The organism is uncultured Marinobacter sp., assembly GCF_963974375.1.
Classification (GTDB): domain Bacteria; phylum Pseudomonadota; class Gammaproteobacteria; order Pseudomonadales; family Oleiphilaceae; genus Marinobacter.
This window is the reverse complement of the sequence record NZ_CAXBDN010000073.1, coordinates 1-16,184: the sequence shown is the minus strand read 5'-3', so window position 1 is coordinate 16,184 and position 16,184 is coordinate 1. Positions and strand designations below refer to the sequence as shown.

Here is a 16,184-nt window from a genome sequence, read left to right as displayed (position 1 = left end):
GTGCTGATCAACGAACAGTTATCCCGCCGTTTGCAGCTGGCTTCCGGCGATCGCCTGACGCTGACTCTGGCCGGCGAGACCGGAGATTACCAGGTGGCCGGTGTGTACGCGGATTACGGCCGACCGGCGGGGGAGGTGCTGTTGTCGGAAACCCATCTGCCCGAGCCGTTCCGTCCCCGTTTCCAGTCACTTACCCTTGGGCTTGAGCCATCCGCATCCGGGATGGACCTCGAGGTGCTGCGCCAGCAATTGATGGCCACCTGGCAGGTAACCGAACTGCAGGAGCGGGACAATGCCACCATTGAGCGGATTGCCGTGGCCATTTTCGACCAGACCTTTGCCCTGACCCGGGCCATCAGCCTGCTGACCCTGGGACTTGCAGCGGCGGCCTTGCTGATGACCGGCTGGGTGGTGCTGAGGTCCCGGGCCTGGTATCTCCAGTTGCTGTCGGCCTGGGGTCTGTCGGCCAGACAGTTGCAGCGGCAGGTGCGGCTGTTGATGCTGGGGCTGATGGTGCGTCTGACCCTGGCGGCCCTTCCGCCGGGCATTGTGCTGACCTGGATTCTGGTGGCAAGGATCAATCCGGTGGCCTTTGGCTGGTCGCTGCCGATGGCGGTGTATCCCCTGTTCTGGCTGCAGTTACTGGGGCTGCTGCTGGTCATTGGTCTGCTGGTGGCCTGGTGGACCGTCCGCGGCCTTGGTCCTGAAGCCACTGCTCCAAAGACGATGATGCTGGCCTCAGGGGGAGTTGAGCGATGATGAGCCGGACCTTTGCCCTTGTTGTCTCGCTGATTTCCGGTTTGCCGGTGTTAAGCGGCTGCAGTGATGATCCCGCCACCGCCGCCGGCTTTGCCGGGCTTGCCGAGACGGTGGATGAGAGCGCCTACGATGTTTCCTTTCTGCAACCGGCGCCCGGTGACCAGCTGACCTTTCCTGATGACTGGGGCGAGCATCCCCGTCACCGCATCGAATGGTGGTACCTCACCGCCAACCTGAAGACCCTGGCCGGCGAACCCCTGGGGTTGCAATGGACCCAGTTCCGCCAGGCACTGGTGCCCCGGCGGCCGGAGCAGACACCGGATCCGCAAGGCTGGCCTCTGGAGAGCGTCTGGATGGCTCATGGCGCCCTGTCTGTTGGCAGTGAACATCACTTTTCGGAGCGGTTCGCCCGGGGTGATATTGGTCACGCAGGCGCCACCGCTGATCCTTTTGCCGTGTGGCTGGATCACTGGCAGCTGAAGGAGGATGGCCGTGACCAATGGCAGCTTTCAGTGCAGGAGAACGGCTGGGGCTATGAGCTGATCCTCGAGCCTTCCGGCACCCTGATAGCCCATGGCGACCGGGGTTTCAGCGCCAAGTCTGCCAGCGGTGAAGGTTCCATGTATTTCAGTGATACGGATATCCGGATCAGCGGCGAGGTAAGGATCGGTGACAGGGTGGAGCAGGTTGAGGGCACTGGCTGGCTGGACCGGGAATGGAGCAGTCAGTTTCTGCGTGCGGATCAGCAAGGCTGGGACTGGTTTGCCCTGCGGCTGGACTCCGGTGCCCGCCTGATGGCCTTTCGCCTGCGAGAGGAGCAGGGCGATTACCTGTCCGGTACCTGGATTACGCCAGACGGCACAACCATCGCACTATCGCCCGGGGATCTGGACATCTCGCCTGAAGACATTCGCTCAACAGCGCTGGGAGATGTGCCAGTGCAGTGGCGAATTGAGGTAAAGCCCGTAGATGTCACTCTCGTCGCCCGGGCGCCGGCTGGCCAGTACTGGAACGATGGACTCTACCCCTACTGGGAAAGTCCGGTGGCGGTCTCCGGTTCTGAAACCGGCGAGGGTTATATGGAACTGACAGGTTATCGGCGGTAGGCTTGATCATCGATTACGCTAGAATACATAAAAATGCTGTTTTTCCGGAAAGGATACGTTTATGGAAATCAAAACGTTCGAAGACCTGATTGAGTGGGTGCGCCTGCTTCATAGCCATTTGGCCAGCAGCATGAAAGGCAGTGTGGCCGGTAACGGCAATGAACAGGCCCGGGCACTACTGACCTATTTGTCCGATCATGAGCAGGAGTTGACCAGAATCACCCGGGAATTCGAACGTCAGGCGGATACCAAGGCGTTGCAGACCCGTTTGTACGATTATATTGAGCACAAACCCATCAACCGTGGTCCAACGTCCGACACCCATTATGCGACCATGAGCTACGACGAGATCTGCGCCGAGATCTTCCACTTCCATGATGAGGTTATCGCCCTCTACAAGGCTCTGGCCAGCAAGGCGGAAATTCCGGAAGCAAAGGCCCTGATGGAAGAGCTTCAGGAAATGGAAGAGCATCAGGCCATGCGACTGGCAACCCAGACGGGCAGCGGGCGGGATCTGTAGCTGGTTTCGGTTGGTTCTGACAGAAACCCGCTGCAATAAGGTGTAAACCTGACATGTGCAGTATAGTTAGTCCTTAAAGGCCTCTGTCGGATTCCTGCCAATGATGTTCGGGCGTATCTTGCTACTGATCCTGATGTTGCCCACAGCGTTTCTGCCCGGGACCGCGCTGGCTGATAATTTGCTGCTGGACTCCGGCTGGCAATACCGCTGGGGCGACTCTCCCTTTGACGCCAACGGGCGGCCTGAGTGGCTGTCGGAAGTCAATGAACAGGACTGGCAGGATATTGGATTTCCCTCCAATCCACCGGGGCGGCAAGGGCATGAGAACGCCTGGTTCAGGATAACGCTGCCTGAGGTGAGCTGGTCCGACCCGGTGGTCTATGTCTACAGCGTGGATCTGATCACCGAAGTTTATCTGGACGGTGAAAAAATCTATCAGTACGGCAGCTTTGCCAACGATGGCGGCGGCCGTTTTGAAGGCTGGCCCTGGCACATGATCCCCCTGCCGGAGACGTTCTCCGGGAAAACCCTCGCGTTCCGGGTCTGGTCCGATTACACCGACATAGGGTTGTGGGGGGAGGTTCGCCTGATGGACCGGCCAACCCTTTATCTGCGCATCCTCAATCAATCCGTTGGTCGTCTTGTCGCCAGTGCCTTTTCATTGATGGTTGTGATGCTGGCGCTGGTGTTTGCTCTGGTGCCGGGTAACCGCAGGCTGTTCGCAGTGATCGGCCTGTTTTCGCTGGCTTCCGCGGTGATGATTCTGGCCGAAACCCAGGTCAAACAGTTGATCTGGCATGCGCCTCTGGCCTGGAATTACCTGGCAGCCGGCTCCTATTACCTGCTGCCGGTGGCTATGGCCCTGCTGTTCAGTCAGTGGATGACCGGCCGTAACCAGGGCCTGTTGCGACTGGTTTGGGGTGGCCATCTGGTCTATCTGGTGGTTGCGCTTGGCCTTGCTGCCACCGGGGTCATCAACCTTTCATCGACTTTTCCGCCGTTTGACGGTCTGTTTCTGCTGTCGCTGCTGATTCTGTTTGCCCTGGGTGTGCGTCATTTCCGGGCGGCCAGTGAGACGGAAAAGCTGATTCTGCTGGCTATCCTGCTGTACAGCCTGCTGCTGGTTTTCGACATGGCTGTGGCCCATGGCGTGCTGGCCTGGCGCAGGGTGCCGGTTGCCTGGGGTTCTCTGGCTTTCTCGCTGGTGGTGGTGGGCATCACGCTCAGGCACTACGCAGACAGCCAGCGCCTGGCGCAATCGATGCTGGCCACCCTGGAAAGCCGGGTGGCTGAACGCACAGCGGAAATGCATGCAATGGCCAGTCAGGAACGGGTACGCTCGAAACTGCTGGCTTTTGAACACATGAAAACCGCGATGCTCAATGACCTGGTGTCCGAGATGCAGGGCGCTGGAGGCTACCATGAGGCCCAGGCGTTACTCGCACTCAAGCTGCCGCAGTTAGCCAGACCGTTTGCCGGCGTGTTTTACCAGAGACATTCGGGTACTCAGGATTTCCGGTTGAGTTATGCCTGGGGCAACGCCAGCGACCGCAGCGGATTTGATGACCTGCTGATATCGCCGTTACTGGATCCGGAAAACCAGTTCACGCCGATTTCTCTTGAAAACGGATGGTTACTGCCAATACCTGTCCAGCATGCGGGCACGGCCCCGACCGTTGATGCAGTCATCCTTCTGGAGCCTGCATCCGATCATTTGCCCGGTGATGACCAACCGGATGAACTGGCGTTGCTGCTGTTTTTACAGCGTGCGGTGGAAAAGATCAGTATTGCGCTCTCCGGTGTGCGTCTGAAGGAAGAGTTCGAGCAGTACTCCTATGAGGACGCCCTGACCGGCCTGAAGAATCGCCGTTTTTTCGATGAATTGTTGCATCGGGAAGCCGCTATCGCTGAACGAATGGATACACCACTGACGGTGCTTATCGCTGATGTCGACAAGTTCAAGCCGTTCAATGACACTTTTGGCCATGAAGCCGGCGATGAGGCGCTGCGGCTGGTGGCAGATTCCCTGGCGTCGAGTTTCCGGGACACGGATGTGGTCTGTCGTTACGGTGGCGAAGAGTTCGTGGTAATTATGGCCGGGGCCGATCTGGCAAGGGGGGTGGAGCGGGCGGAGGCTGCCCGGCTGGAGGTGGCCTCTCTGCTAATTCCCTTCCGGGGCCAGGAGCTGGGACCCATCACCGTGTCTATCGGGGTCGCCTCCTGGCCGGAAAATGCCCGCAGACCCGGAGATTTGCTGATGCTGGCGGATGAAGCACTCTATGCTGCCAAGCGTAAGGGGCGCAATCGGGTGGAGTCAGTGGTCGCCTGACCCGCTGATGATCAACCCCAGAGCGACAGCAGGCCCCGGACCAGTGCGGCCAGGCCGGCCGCTGCGGCAATGCTGAGAATGATAGGCCGCATGGCAGTGAAAGGCAGCCGGTTTACCAGGTGAGCGGAGAGCCAGAAACCGATAAACACGCCCGGCATCAGGGCCGCCGCAAGCCAGAGTTCACGGACACCCAGGTACCCGGAAAAAAACAGGGTGGCAATGACAAAGGCGTTGGTGAACAGAAAAAACGCCGACAGATTGGCCCGGGCCACCGGACCCTTCTCATTCTGATAGACCATGGCAATGGGTGGACCGCCTACGGCGGTGATGGTACCCATGTAGCTGGACGCCGCCCCGGCAATCACGCTGTTACGGGCATTCAGGCGTGGTTTCAGTCCCGCCACACTGAGTACCACCGCCACCAGGATCAGAGCGCCGAATGCAAGCTCGAACCCGGTGGGCGAGATCACCAGCAGAGTGAGGCCTGCCAGCACCGTGCCGGCAAGGCCCCCGCCAATAGCAAAGCGCACTTCCCGGAACCGGATGCTGGTGCGGTTGCGGACCAGCATCAGCACTGACAACACAGCTGCATTGAGGGTCAGTGGGCCGGGTATGAACAGCGGCGAAATCAGGAACAGCAGCGGTGCTGCCAGAGTGCCAATACCATAGCCGGCGACACCCTGTAGGCAGGAGCCTAACAGCACCACCAGGTTGGCAAGCAGCAGATGAAACAGCGAGATTTCCGCAGGCACGATGACTCCACAATATAGTGTTAGCGTGATGATAAAGCTGGTCGGGAAAGCGAAAGGTTATAGCACAGGGAATGGTAGGGTGCTATGGGCCTCTGTGGTAACCTGCGGACTTACTGAAACCTGATGGATGGCTGCCCTGCCGATGATGCCCTCTACCAATTTATGCCCGTGCGGCAGCCAGAAAACCTACGGTAATTGTTGTCAGCCCGCCCATCAGGGGCAGGCCGTCAGTACTCCCGAAGCTTTGATGCGCTCCCGGTACAGCGCCTTTGTTCTGGGGTTGGGTAATTATCTGCTGGCCAGCTGGCACCCTTCAACACGCCCGCCGGTGCTGGATCCGGGTGATTCGCCCCGGTGGGTGTCGCTGCAGGTAGTTTCCTCCAGCGCCCAGGGCGCGGAGGGCAAGGTCCACTTCCGGGCTATCTATAGCCTGGGTAATGGCTTTGGTTATCTTGAGGAAACATCCGACTTCATCCGGGAAGAGGGTCGCTGGTACTACCTGAGCGGCGATCCCCGGGAAGGAAAGCTGGATCCCGGCAGGAACGACCCGTGCCCCTGCGGAAGTGGCAGGAAATACAAAGCCTGCGGTCTGGCTAAAAAATGTGCTAAAATTTCGTCCCTTTAAATTTCTCCCGGTCGAGCGCGTTTGCTGGCTCGTCCTGCGTTAAATCTACCCCTGGATTCCGGTTACTATCATGCAGTCTGCAAAACCCCTGTTCGACCATCCCAAGTACTGGGCCGAGTGTTTCGGGCCGTCCCCCTTCCTGCCCATGTGCCGGGAGGAAATGGACCAGCTCGGTTGGGATTCCTGCGACATCATCATTGTGACCGGTGATGCCTACGTGGATCACCCATCCTTTGGTATGGCGGTGATTGGCCGGTTGCTGGAAGGGCAGGGCTTTCGGGTGGGCATCATCGCCCAGCCTGACTGGAGCACCAAAGCTGACTTCATGAAGCTGGGCAAGCCCAACCTGTTTTTCGGGGTGGCCGCCGGCAACATGGATTCCATGATCAATCGTTATACTGCAGACCGCAAGGTGCGTAGTGACGATGCCTACACCCCGGGCGGCGGTGGCGGCAAGCGTCCGGACCGCGCCAGCCTGGTGTACAGCCATAAGTGCCGGGAAGCCTATCCGGGCGTGCCTATCGTGCTGGGCGGAATTGAAGCCTCTCTGCGCCGCATTGCCCACTACGATTACTGGCAGGACAAGGTCCGCAAGTCGATCCTGATCGACACTGGCGCTGATATCCTGTTGTACGGTAACGCCGAGCGGGCCATTGCCGAGGTGGCGTTCCGGCTGTCCTGCGGTGAGCCGATAGAGGCCATCACCGATGTGCGTGGCACCGCCTTCATTCGCAAAGACACTGCAGACGGCTATTACGAGCTGGATTCCACCCGGGTTGACCGCCCCGGTCGTGTCGACAAGATCATCAGTCCCTACGTGAATACTCAGGAGCTGCAAAGCTGCTCGGATACCCAGGCGGAGGGGGAGGCCCCGGCGTCGGATACCACAGTGATCGTTGATCTGTTGCCCAGTTCCCGTATTGACCGGGACAAGACCGTGATCCGGCTGCCGTCCTTTGAAAAGGTCAGCAATGACCCGGTGCTCTATGCTCACGCCAACCGGGTGTTGCATCAGGAAACCAACCCCGGCAACGCCCGGGCCCTGGTGCAGAAGCACGGTTCCCAGGATATCTGGTTCACGCCGCCGCCGATTCCGCTGACCACGGAAGAAATGGATTACGTGTTCGATCAGCCGTTCGCCCGGGTGCCTCACCCCGCCTATGGCGATGCCAAGATTCCCGCTTACGACATGATCCGCTTTTCGGTGAACATCATGCGAGGCTGCTTCGGTGGCTGTACCTTCTGCTCCATCACCGAACACGAAGGCCGCATCATCCAGAACCGTTCCCAGGATTCCATCATCCGGGAAATCGAGGCGATGCGGGACAAGGTGCCCGGTTTTACCGGCGTGGTGTCGGATCTGGGTGGGCCTACCGCCAATATGTACCGCATTGCCTGCAAATCGCCGGAAATCGAAGCGGCCTGCCGTAAGCCCTCCTGTGTGTATCCCGGTATCTGTGAAAATCTGAATACCGATCACTCATCACTGATCGAACTCTACAAAGCCGCCCGGGAGCTGCCGGGAGTGAAGAAGGTACTGATTGCCTCTGGCCTGCGTTACGACCTGGCGGTGGAGTCTCCGGAATACGTGCGGGAACTGGTGACCCACCACGTCGGCGGTTACCTGAAAATTGCTCCGGAGCATACCGAGGAAGGCCCGCTGTCGAAAATGATGAAGCCGGGTATCGGCAGCTACGATCGTTTCAAGAAAATGTTTGAGAAGTTCTCGAAGGAAGCGGGCAAGGAGCAGTATCTGATTCCCTACTTCATCGCGGCCCATCCCGGCACCACCGATGAAGACATGCTGAATCTGGCGCTGTGGCTGAAACGCAATGGCTTCCGTGCCGATCAGGTGCAGGCTTTCTATCCTTCGCCCATGGCGACGGCGACCACCATGTACCACACCGCTCGTAACCCGCTGCGCAAGGTGACCTACAAGACCGAGAAAGTGGGTACGGTCAAGGACCCCCAGCAGCGGCGCCTGCACAAGGCATTCCTGCGCTATCACGATGCCAACAACTGGCCGATGCTGCGGGATGCCCTGAAGGCAATGGGACGTGCGGATCTGATCGGCGAGGGCCGTCACCAGCTGATCCCGAAACACTAGCCGCTGACCAGTGGTTACCAGAGCGCCCGTCGCAAGAACTCGACGCCGCCGGGTGGCCGCAAGAATGGCAAACCCCTGCTGACCCAGCACACCGGCCTGCCGCCCCGGTCCACGGATGGCAGCAAACCGGCTCGCGCTCCAGCACCGGCCGCCCGTGGCGCTAAAGCCGGGCCCAGAAACAGTCATAAAAAAAGGCCCGCCAGGCGCCAGGGCGCTTGAGCGGACCAATATTTCACTGAGTTACCACCAATCGTTAAAGATCACTGACATGCGGTGATTGTCCGACGGCCAGTTGGGTACCTGAATCACCTGGGTAGCTGTGGCGTCACCTCTTGGAATGCTGCGAATGCGGATGGTGCCGTCTGGCTTGCCATCCTGGAGATAGGCTGGCATATAGACGTCGACGCCACTCTGGAAGGCAAGGCCCGGGAAGTAGTCCAGCAGATCCAGCGTCGTTGTGGCCGGGGTGCCCTCGGCATCGTGCAGGTGCAGGGCGATATTGGCGTTGGTCGCCCCCTCGACGATGGCATTTACCTGGGTCTGATTGCCCCACTGTGGGCTCACGGTGGAAATCCACAGTTCATCCCTTTCACCTTCCTCGGCCACTGCGACCCACTCCGCGTCGCGGGTAACCACCAGAATGGAATGATCAGGGCCATGATTGGTGTTGGCGGTGATCAGAGAGCCTTCCGCCGATGCGTTCAGCCGGATCATGTTGGTGTTGCGGGGAATCGGCTGACGATAGTAATGCACGGTGTGCAGGCCATCCCGCGCCAGGGTCCACTCGTAATGGGTTTGTGGATCCAGCTCCACCGGGCCCCACCAGCCATCGGCATCAATCTCGAAGGTGCCCAGCGGTTCTTCATCGGTCCGGTGACCGGTATCGGAATCTACTGCCCAGATTTGCAGCGTGCCGCCCTCGGCGCCGGTGTTGTTGGGGAAGATCACCGAGCGGCCGGACACGGTCACCGTGCCCTCTTGAGGGATAATTTCGGTAGTGGACGGCTCGACACCGGTCAGGAATTCAAACTGCGCGGCAAAAGATTCGCCGGAGGTGGCAACCTCCACGTGCTCCTGATCCGTGAAGTAAAGGGTGTTGGTGCCGACAACACCGTCTTCCTCATTATTAAAAATACCCATGCAGGGCACGCCGCCGGGGCACTCTTCAGAGGAGCGGCCGTCCAGCCCAATGTACCTGGCCACCTTCGCGGCTTTTTCCGGCTGCATGAGATAGCCTTCGTACATGGTCGTCGCGGAGAGGGGGCCGCTATAGCCCACGAAGGTACCCATGGAGTGGCCCACCAGGTAGACCTGGTCAGCACCGGTCTGCTCCAGAACGTTGTCAATGTAGGCGTCCAGAACGTCGGGGTTGTGTGGCGCGATGCCATGGTATTCGAAGGCAAAGATCAGGTCTTCCGGGTAGCCGTTGCTGGCAAAACGCATGGCCTGGCTCAGGTACTGGGATGCGGAACCCGCACCACCATGCACGAACACCAGAGGAAGCACGGCTTCTTCGGGAATCTGGGGCGGAGTGTCACTGCTGAGGTTGCTATCGGAATCGGAGCCGCAGCCTGCCAGAAACAGCGAGGCAAAGGCAGCAAGGGTAAGCGAGTGGAAGCTGACTGGGCGATGGTACATAACGCATCCTTGTTGTTGTCGTGATTGGTGCGAATAAAAGCATAGCCCGCAGGGTTCAAAGCGATAGAGACGTGATATTGCGAATATGCGGCCGGTATTGAAACTGAAGTAACGCAAAAAAAGGCGACATGTTTTTGGGTAAAGATTGGATTCGCGCAACCGGATTTTCGTGGCTAGACTGGACGAATAATAAACAGGTTGTCGGAGGGAGTCGGCTATGGCCAGTAAGCGTCTGGTGGTGTGTGCGGATGGTACCTGGAACCGTCCGGAGGAAGATCTGCAAAAGGATGTGCCAACCAATGTGCTGCGCATCGCCCGTGCGGTCAGTCCGGTGGCCGCCGATGGCACTGCCCAGCATGTGTTCTATGACTGGGGCGTCGGTTCCTATCACGATGCACTGGTCGGCGGCATGACCGGGCGTGGTATCCATAAAAATATCATGGACGGCTACCGTTACATCGTTCAGAACTACACCCCGGGAACCGACATCTACCTGTTTGGATTCAGCCGCGGCGCCTACACCGTGCGCTCCCTCTGTGGCCTGATCAACAACTGCGGCATTCTCAAAAGGCCGGATGCGCGGCTGATCCAGCAGGCCTTTGATCACTATAAAAAAACCGCTGCAGCCTATGCCCCGGCGGGAGCAGCGTCGGTCCGGTTCCGGGCGGATCACAGCCACGACAGCTGTGAGGTAAAGTTCGTGGGGGTGTGGGATACGGTGGGTGCGCTGGGTGTGCCCTTCTCATTGATGGGGTTGTTTGATCGCAAGGATGAGTTTTACGACACCAAACTGGGCAGCAATGTGCGAATGGCCCGCCACGCCCTGGCCATCGACGAGCGCCGGGAAGATTTCGAGCCTACCTTGTGGGAGCCCAGGGAGGGGCTGGATCTGAAGCAGGTCTGGTTCTCCGGTGCTCATTCCGACGTTGGTGGCGGTTACCCGCCAGACGACCGGGGCTTGCTGGCATCGGATCACCCGCTGCAATGGATGATGGATGAGGCCAGCATGGGAGGGTTGGAGCTGGAATCACATCTGCAGGACACCATCAAACTGGACGCGTTGGCGAAGATTCACAACTCCCGCCGTCATGTGTTCCGCTTTGCCCGACCCCTGATCCGGCCCCTGCTGCACCCGGAGATACCCACAGCCATTCATCCTTCCGCCATGGAACGCTGGCGGAAGGATGACAGTTATAAGCCCGAAAATATGGCCTGGCTGGGGTAAGGGTCGGGCTGAACTTCAGGCACCCCTGGCGGCATCAAGCGCCGCTTTCGCTGCATCTTCGGAGGATGCGGGGTTCTGCCCGGTGATCAGCTTGCCGTCTACGACGACGTAGGGAGCCCAGTCGTCACCGCAGCTGTAGTGGCCGCCGTTTTGCTTCAGCATGTCTTCCACCAGGAAGGGGACAACGTTGGTCAGCTGAACCGCGTCTTCCTCGGTGTTAGTGAAACCGGTGACCTTGCGGCCGCTGACGAAGGCATCGCCATTGCCACCCTTGACATGGCGGAACACCGCCGGGGCATGGCAGACGGCAGCCACAATTTTGTCCTGCTTCGCAGCATCTTCAATGAGGGCAATGGAGTTGGCGTCTTCCGCCAGATCCCACAGCGGGCCGTGGCCGCCCGGGTAGAATACGATATCGTAATCATCGGCCCTGACGTCCGCCAGCCTGACGGTTGCTGCCAGTGCCGCCTTACCATCGGCGTCTTCAGAAAAGCGCCGTGTGGTGTCGGTCAATGCGCCTTCGGCTTCACTGTTGGGATCCACCGGCGGCTGGCCACCGGCAGGCGAGGCGAGAGTAACGCTGGCGCCGGCATCCCTGAAGACGTAGTAGGGAGCGGTAAATTCCTCCAGCCAGAAACCGGTCTTGTGGCCAGTGTCCCCCATCTGATCGTGAGAAGTGAGAACCATCAATACGTTCATATCAGCTGCCTTTTCGTGAGGAATGTATTCTTCTACAACGCTTACCTGACAGGTGTTGAGGCGATCAGGCCATTTATCAACCGTTGTCTACGAAAAGAACACAGCGACAGATCTTGCAGCACAACGTCGTGATGCTCACTCCAATGAAAACTATCGGCTTACAATAACCGCCAATGGTCCACCACCATCCGGGCCCTGGTGCTCGGCACCACCGGACACAAACAGGCGGGTGTCTCCGGTTCTGCCCGCAAGCACACCGCCCACCAGCGCCCGGGCGTGGCGGGTCGCATTAATGTCGCTGTCATCCCACATGGTGTGCCGGTTACCGCGGATCAGGCCGTTATGGGACGGTTCCGCCTTGACCAGCAGGGCGATCAGCTCGTTGTGAGCGTCGCCGGGCACGGCGGCCATGGCCCGGTCCAGGGCATCAGCATCCAGGGCATCGGCCATCACATCGTGACCGATACGAAGGTCTGCGGACCAGCCCGGGGCATTGCCCAGCACCAGGATTTCATTGCGCATCAGCTCAATGCCCGCCGAGGTGCTGGCACGGCCTGAATAAAGACCGTAGTCCTCACAGATCACCGCATCAGGTAACGTCTCCGCAGAAATCTCTCCCAGCGCCACGGCTACGCCTAACGCTGAGGCGCCCCTGGAGTAGGCCATGGATTCGTAGGTGTCACTGGTGACGACTGACTTGTTGCGGGTAGCTGCCTCCTCGCTGCGGGCGGCTGTCAGCAAAGGGCACTTGATCTGCACGAAGTGGACGTCCGCCGGATCGGTGATGCCTGCTCTGGTCATGGCCTCCCTGACGGCCTGGGCGGTTTGCTGTACCTGGGCCTGGCGGCCAATATCCTCGGGCCGGAACTCCGGGGTGAAGCTGATACCGGCGGCCAGACCGGTCGAGGCAGGATCATCAGCCGAGGGATCCACCTCGAATACCAGCCAGTGGGGGGTCAGACCTCCTTCGGTGCCACCGGACATCACGAAAGCAATGCGCTCGGCAATCCGGGCTTCGCTCTGATCCAGCAGGCTGGCGAACAGTCGGGTCAGGGTGGCGGTGGCGAAGGCCCGGGTGAAATCATTGACGCAACCATTGCCCTCGGTTTTGCCCAGTACCGCAATCACGTGTTCCGGATTAATTTTACCTTCCCGGATGGCGGCCTGCACGGAAGTCATATCATCCGGGGCATTGCTGGTCAGGCGATGGACTCGGGTTTTCATGGTGCTTTCTCCTCAGTGCGCGGGTACGCGGCGTTGATCAATGTCCGGCAGGAAGCTGCTGTCGAAGACCTGGTCAGCGGTGAGCAGGGTTTCAATGCCAAGGGCTCCGGATACAGCCTCAATGGAGGCTTCCAGTCGCTCTGAGTCCACCGCTCCCAGGCCCAGCTCCTCCACCTCGTCGGTCACCAGCTGGTTGCTGATCAGGAACTCCATCCGGCTCACTTCCAGTTCGGTGTTGATGAGGCTGTCTTTTTTCAGCAGGGCTTCAGCGGCCATCTGTGGATCCGCGATGCTTTCCTTGAGGGCCCGGTTGACCGCCCGCACCAGGCCGGCAACCACCTCGGGTTCGTTTTCAATCATTTTCTGGGTAACGATCAGGCCATTGCTGTAAAGGGGTACACCGTAGTCCGAGAAGTAAAAGGTGCGGATATCGTCTTCGTCGATGCCGAGATTGAGCAGATTCGGCTGGGCGCTGGGCGGGAAGGCTGCGATGGCATCGACCCGGCCCTGAACCAGCATGGTTTCCCGCAGGTTGGGGGTGATGCTCTCGAACTTGATGTTGTCAGCGTTGATACCTGTAGCGTCCGCGAATAATGGAAACATGCGGTAGGCAGTGTCGTTGGCCGGTGCACCGATGATACGGCCTTCCAGATCAGCAGGGGTCTCGATGCCGCTCCTGGTCAGGGTCATGATGGCCAGTGGCGGCCGGTTGTAGACCATATACACCATGCGCTGGCTGTTCTCGGGGAAACGGCTGTTGAATTCGATCAGGGTGTTGATATCGCCAAAGCCGGCCTCGTAGCTGCCGCTCCCGATGCGGGTGATAACGGCGGACGAGCCTTCGCCGGCGTCGATCCTCACATTCAGGCCTTCGTCCCGGAAGTAGCCTTTCTGTTCGGCCAGCACAAAGGGTGCGTTGGAGGCTTCAAAGGCCCAGTTTGCGGTAAAACGCAGGTCCCGGTCGGCCTGGGCGGGCAAGACCGTCAGCAGGCTGAGGGCGCAGGTCAGTTGCAGCAGCCTCAAGCCGGTCTGTTGCAGTCGGCAAAGAGTGTTTGAGCGAGGCATGGTGATTCTCCAGGTCTGGTTCCGGCTGGATGTTTGCCGGCTTCATAAGCAATGCTGGCCTTGATTACTGCCGCCAACAAGCGTTATAAAATGCCTGGACCGATGCCAAAAAGGCATCACTGGAGGAGCATGCACAACACACGGTTTTTACGCTACATCGACACCGTCGCCAGAACCGGCTCCATTCGCAAGGCGGCCGAGCAGCTGAACGTGGTGTCGTCGGCGGTCAACCGCCGGATTCTGGACATTGAAGCGGAGATTGGCACACCGTTGTTCGAACGTCGGGCCAGGGGCGTTCGTCTGACGGCCGCCGGGGAGCTGTTCGTAGCTTACGCCCGCAAACAGCTGGCGGAGCTGGAGCATACGCTGTCGGAGATTGAGGATCTGAGTAACCTGCGCCGGGGACTGGTCAGCGTCGCGGCTATCGAGGGGATGGCGGCGGATCTGCTCCCCGGCGCGATACAGGCGTTCCAGCAGACCCACCCGAATATCCGGTTTCGGGTTCTGATCTGTGGCCGTGATGAAGTGCTGGGCCATCTCAAGGAATTCCGGGCAGATATCGGGCTGGTGTTCAACCCGCCGCCAGACCCTGAAATCCGTGCCTTGATGGAAATCGAGCAGAAGCTGTGTGCCTTTGTCTCGCCGGATCATCCGCTGGCGGGTCGCGATGCGGTGCGGCTGTCGGAGTGCGTCGAGTATCCGCTGGCGATACCGGACACCTCTCTGGGAGGGCGAGGCTTGCTGGATGAGTTTCTGGCCCGGCGATCATTGCGACTGCAGCCGGCGCTGGAGTCGAACTCTTTTGAAATGATGCGCAACTTTGCCATCAAGACCGGTGGGGTGTGTTTCCAGATTCAGAATGGCATGCCACCCAGCCGGATGCCGGGCGGTATGCACGCCCTGAACCTCTCTGACCGGGGGCTTCGCCACGGACGTCTGGTGCTGTGTACCGAACACGGGCGAGCGCTGCCGGTGGCCACGGCCCGGTTTGTCGAGCACCTCAAAGGCGTGTTGGAAGACGCCCGCTGAACGGCCTACCCGTTCACCTCCAGGCCGTCACTCCAGACAGCGAGAACGATGCAGCCTTCAGGGCTGGCAATAGCGTGGCTGGTGCCTTTGGGGCTGATCAGCAGTGTGCCGGCGTCATAGTGGCCATTTTCGTCCTGCTGACTGCCCTGAATAACCAGAATATGCTCTACCCCGAGATGGGTGTGTGAGGGCACGGTGGCGCCGGGCTGATAGCGCAGCAAGGCCGAGGAGCGGGCTCCGGGTGGCTGGCCGTGCAGCGGGCAGATGGATACCCCGGGCCGGAAGTCCTGCCAGGCGCTTTCCGGCAACTTTGAAACGGCCTCCGGAGTCAGGTTGTGGGTCGTCGGTTTCGGGTTGGTCACAGGGCCTCCAGTCTTTTCAACAAGTTGGTTGAATCACTCACCGCGCCGAAGACACCGCCCTGCATCTGAATCATTTTCAGGGCGTGGGCATGGTTGTCCGGGTCGGTGGCACCGCAGCAGTCTTCCACCAACAAGCACTCGAAACCGCGGTCGTTGCCCTCGCGCATGGTGGTGTGCACACAGACGTCGGTGGTGATGCCGGTGAGGATCAGGTTGCGGATACCACGGACGTGCAGCAGCAGTTCCAGGTCGGTGGCGTAGAAGGCACCCTTGCCGGGCTTGTCGATGATGGGCTCGCCTTCTTCAGGGGCCAGCTCGGGAATGATTTCCCAGCCGGGCTCGCCTCTGACCAGAATCCGGCCGCAGGGGCCGGGGTCACCAATGCCGGCGCCGATTTCACGGGATCGCCAGCGCTTGTTGGCGGGCAGGTCGCTCAGATCCGGCCGGTGTCCTTCCCGGGTATGGATGATGGTCATGTCGAGGGCCCGGAAGCGCTCCAGCAGGCTGCTGATCGGTTCGATCGGCGCCCGTGTCAGGGACAGGTCATAGCCCATGGAGTCGACGTAACCACCCTTGCCGCAGAAATCCGTCTGCATATCAATGACGATCAGGGCGGTGTTGTCGCGGTTCAGCTGGTTGTCGTAGGGCCAGCTGTAAGGCCGGGACTGAAGCGTGTGGTTGGCCGTTGTAGAAGCGGTCATGGGGTTGGCTCCTGTTGATTCTTTAACGATAGCTTATGGAAGA

General features: G+C 59.7%; 14 protein-coding genes and 1 pseudogene. 8 read left to right on the top strand and 7 right to left on the bottom strand.

Annotated features, from left to right (window positions below; all coding sequences use genetic code 11):
* The 4 genes from AAC035_RS08315 to AAC035_RS08300 form a co-directional block, all read left to right on the top strand.
* A partial coding sequence (locus tag AAC035_RS08315; RefSeq protein WP_339802423.1) for an FtsX-like permease family protein occupies positions 1–759 on the top strand: 759 nt, incomplete at its 5' end.
* On the top strand, positions 756–1,865 hold the full coding sequence (locus AAC035_RS08310) for a lipocalin-like domain-containing protein (protein ID WP_339802421.1): 1,110 nt from the start codon (positions 756–758) through the stop codon (positions 1,863–1,865). The genes AAC035_RS08315 and AAC035_RS08310, both read left to right, overlap by 4 nt.
* Before the next feature lie 61 nt (positions 1,866–1,926).
* Positions 1,927–2,385, top strand: a complete 459-nt coding sequence (locus AAC035_RS08305) for an ATPase (protein ID WP_339802418.1) — start codon at positions 1,927–1,929, stop codon at positions 2,383–2,385.
* A gap of 100 nt (positions 2,386–2,485) precedes the next feature.
* On the top strand, positions 2,486–4,714 hold the full coding sequence (locus AAC035_RS08300) for a GGDEF domain-containing protein (protein ID WP_339802416.1): 2,229 nt from the start codon (positions 2,486–2,488) through the stop codon (positions 4,712–4,714).
* An 11-nt stretch (positions 4,715–4,725) separates the two neighbouring features.
* Here the strand turns inward: AAC035_RS08300 and AAC035_RS08295 are convergent, their stop codons facing one another.
* A complete protein-coding gene (locus tag AAC035_RS08295) occupies positions 4,726–5,466 on the bottom strand; it encodes a sulfite exporter TauE/SafE family protein (RefSeq protein WP_339802412.1) in 741 nt (246 codons plus the stop codon).
* Between the two features lie 127 nt (positions 5,467–5,593).
* On the opposite strand from AAC035_RS08295, the gene AAC035_RS08290 reads away from it, so the two are divergent.
* Both AAC035_RS08290 and AAC035_RS08285 read left to right on the top strand, forming a co-directional pair.
* The gene (locus AAC035_RS08290) at positions 5,594–6,091 is read left to right on the top strand and encodes a YchJ family protein (RefSeq protein ID WP_339802410.1); all 498 of its coding nucleotides are present in this window, start codon (positions 5,594–5,596) and stop codon (positions 6,089–6,091) included.
* Positions 6,092–6,161: 70 nt separating this feature from the next.
* Positions 6,162–8,321 (top strand): annotated as a pseudogene (locus AAC035_RS08285) (YgiQ family radical SAM protein); the annotation flags it as partial.
* Between the two features lie 117 nt (positions 8,322–8,438).
* On the opposite strand, the gene AAC035_RS08280 reads toward AAC035_RS08285, so the two are convergent.
* Positions 8,439–9,836: an alpha/beta fold hydrolase gene (locus tag AAC035_RS08280; protein ID WP_339802407.1), complete on the bottom strand. Its 1,398-nt coding sequence runs from the start codon at positions 9,834–9,836 to the stop codon at positions 8,439–8,441.
* A gap of 217 nt (positions 9,837–10,053) precedes the next feature.
* Between AAC035_RS08280 and AAC035_RS08275 the strand changes: the two genes are divergently transcribed.
* Positions 10,054–11,061, top strand: a complete 1,008-nt coding sequence (locus AAC035_RS08275; RefSeq protein ID WP_339802404.1) for a DUF2235 domain-containing protein — start codon at positions 10,054–10,056, stop codon at positions 11,059–11,061.
* A 15-nt stretch (positions 11,062–11,076) separates the two neighbouring features.
* Here AAC035_RS08275 and AAC035_RS08270 read toward each other — a convergent pair whose 3' ends face one another.
* The 3 genes from AAC035_RS08270 to AAC035_RS08260 form a co-directional block, all read right to left on the bottom strand.
* Positions 11,077–11,760, bottom strand: coding sequence for a type 1 glutamine amidotransferase domain-containing protein (locus tag AAC035_RS08270; RefSeq protein WP_339802401.1), 684 nt, complete (start codon positions 11,758–11,760; stop codon positions 11,077–11,079).
* 150 nt (positions 11,761–11,910) lie between these two features.
* Entirely contained in the window at positions 11,911–12,984 is a 1,074-nt protein-coding gene (locus tag AAC035_RS08265) for a ring-opening amidohydrolase (protein WP_339802398.1), read from the bottom strand.
* Positions 12,985–12,996: 12 nt separating this feature from the next.
* Entirely contained in the window at positions 12,997–14,049 is a 1,053-nt protein-coding gene (locus AAC035_RS08260) for an ABC transporter substrate-binding protein (RefSeq protein WP_339802395.1), read from the bottom strand.
* Positions 14,050–14,178: 129 nt separating this feature from the next.
* Here AAC035_RS08260 and AAC035_RS08255 point away from each other — a divergent pair, with 129 nt between their 5' ends.
* A complete protein-coding gene (locus tag AAC035_RS08255; protein WP_339802392.1) occupies positions 14,179–15,078 on the top strand; it encodes a LysR family transcriptional regulator in 900 nt (299 codons plus the stop codon).
* Positions 15,079–15,083: 5 nt separating this feature from the next.
* Here the strand turns inward: AAC035_RS08255 and AAC035_RS08250 are convergent, their stop codons facing one another.
* Both AAC035_RS08250 and AAC035_RS08245 read right to left on the bottom strand, forming a co-directional pair.
* Positions 15,084–15,440, bottom strand: a complete 357-nt coding sequence (locus AAC035_RS08250; RefSeq protein ID WP_339802390.1) for a cupin domain-containing protein — start codon at positions 15,438–15,440, stop codon at positions 15,084–15,086.
* Positions 15,437–16,141 (bottom strand): isochorismatase family cysteine hydrolase, encoded by a 705-nt coding sequence (locus AAC035_RS08245; RefSeq protein WP_339802387.1) that lies wholly within the window; start codon positions 16,139–16,141, stop codon positions 15,437–15,439. The genes AAC035_RS08250 and AAC035_RS08245 overlap by 4 nt, the downstream gene beginning before the upstream one ends.
* Between the last annotated feature and the right edge of the window lie 43 nt (positions 16,142–16,184).

Excerpts from the sequence above, each read along its gene's own strand:
- AAC035_RS08310 (WP_339802421.1), top strand. The coding sequence starts at position 756 with ATGATGAGCCGGACCTTTGCCCTTGTTGTCTCGCTGATTTCCGGTTTG.
- AAC035_RS08305 (WP_339802418.1), top strand. The coding sequence starts at position 1,927 with ATGGAAATCAAAACGTTCGAAGACCTGATTGAGTGGGTGCGCCTGCTT.
- AAC035_RS08300 (WP_339802416.1), top strand. The coding sequence starts at position 2,486 with ATGATGTTCGGGCGTATCTTGCTACTGATCCTGATGTTGCCCACAGCG.
- AAC035_RS08290 (WP_339802410.1), top strand. The coding sequence starts at position 5,594 with ATGGCTGCCCTGCCGATGATGCCCTCTACCAATTTATGCCCGTGCGGC.
- AAC035_RS08280 (WP_339802407.1), bottom strand. The coding sequence starts at position 9,836 with ATGTACCATCGCCCAGTCAGCTTCCACTCGCTTACCCTTGCTGCCTTT.
- AAC035_RS08275 (WP_339802404.1), top strand. The coding sequence starts at position 10,054 with ATGGCCAGTAAGCGTCTGGTGGTGTGTGCGGATGGTACCTGGAACCGT.
- AAC035_RS08270 (WP_339802401.1), bottom strand. The coding sequence starts at position 11,760 with ATGAACGTATTGATGGTTCTCACTTCTCACGATCAGATGGGGGACACT.
- AAC035_RS08265 (WP_339802398.1), bottom strand. The coding sequence starts at position 12,984 with ATGAAAACCCGAGTCCATCGCCTGACCAGCAATGCCCCGGATGATATG.
- AAC035_RS08260 (WP_339802395.1), bottom strand. The coding sequence starts at position 14,049 with ATGCCTCGCTCAAACACTCTTTGCCGACTGCAACAGACCGGCTTGAGG.
- AAC035_RS08255 (WP_339802392.1), top strand. The coding sequence starts at position 14,179 with ATGCACAACACACGGTTTTTACGCTACATCGACACCGTCGCCAGAACC.
- AAC035_RS08245 (WP_339802387.1), bottom strand. The coding sequence starts at position 16,141 with ATGACCGCTTCTACAACGGCCAACCACACGCTTCAGTCCCGGCCTTAC.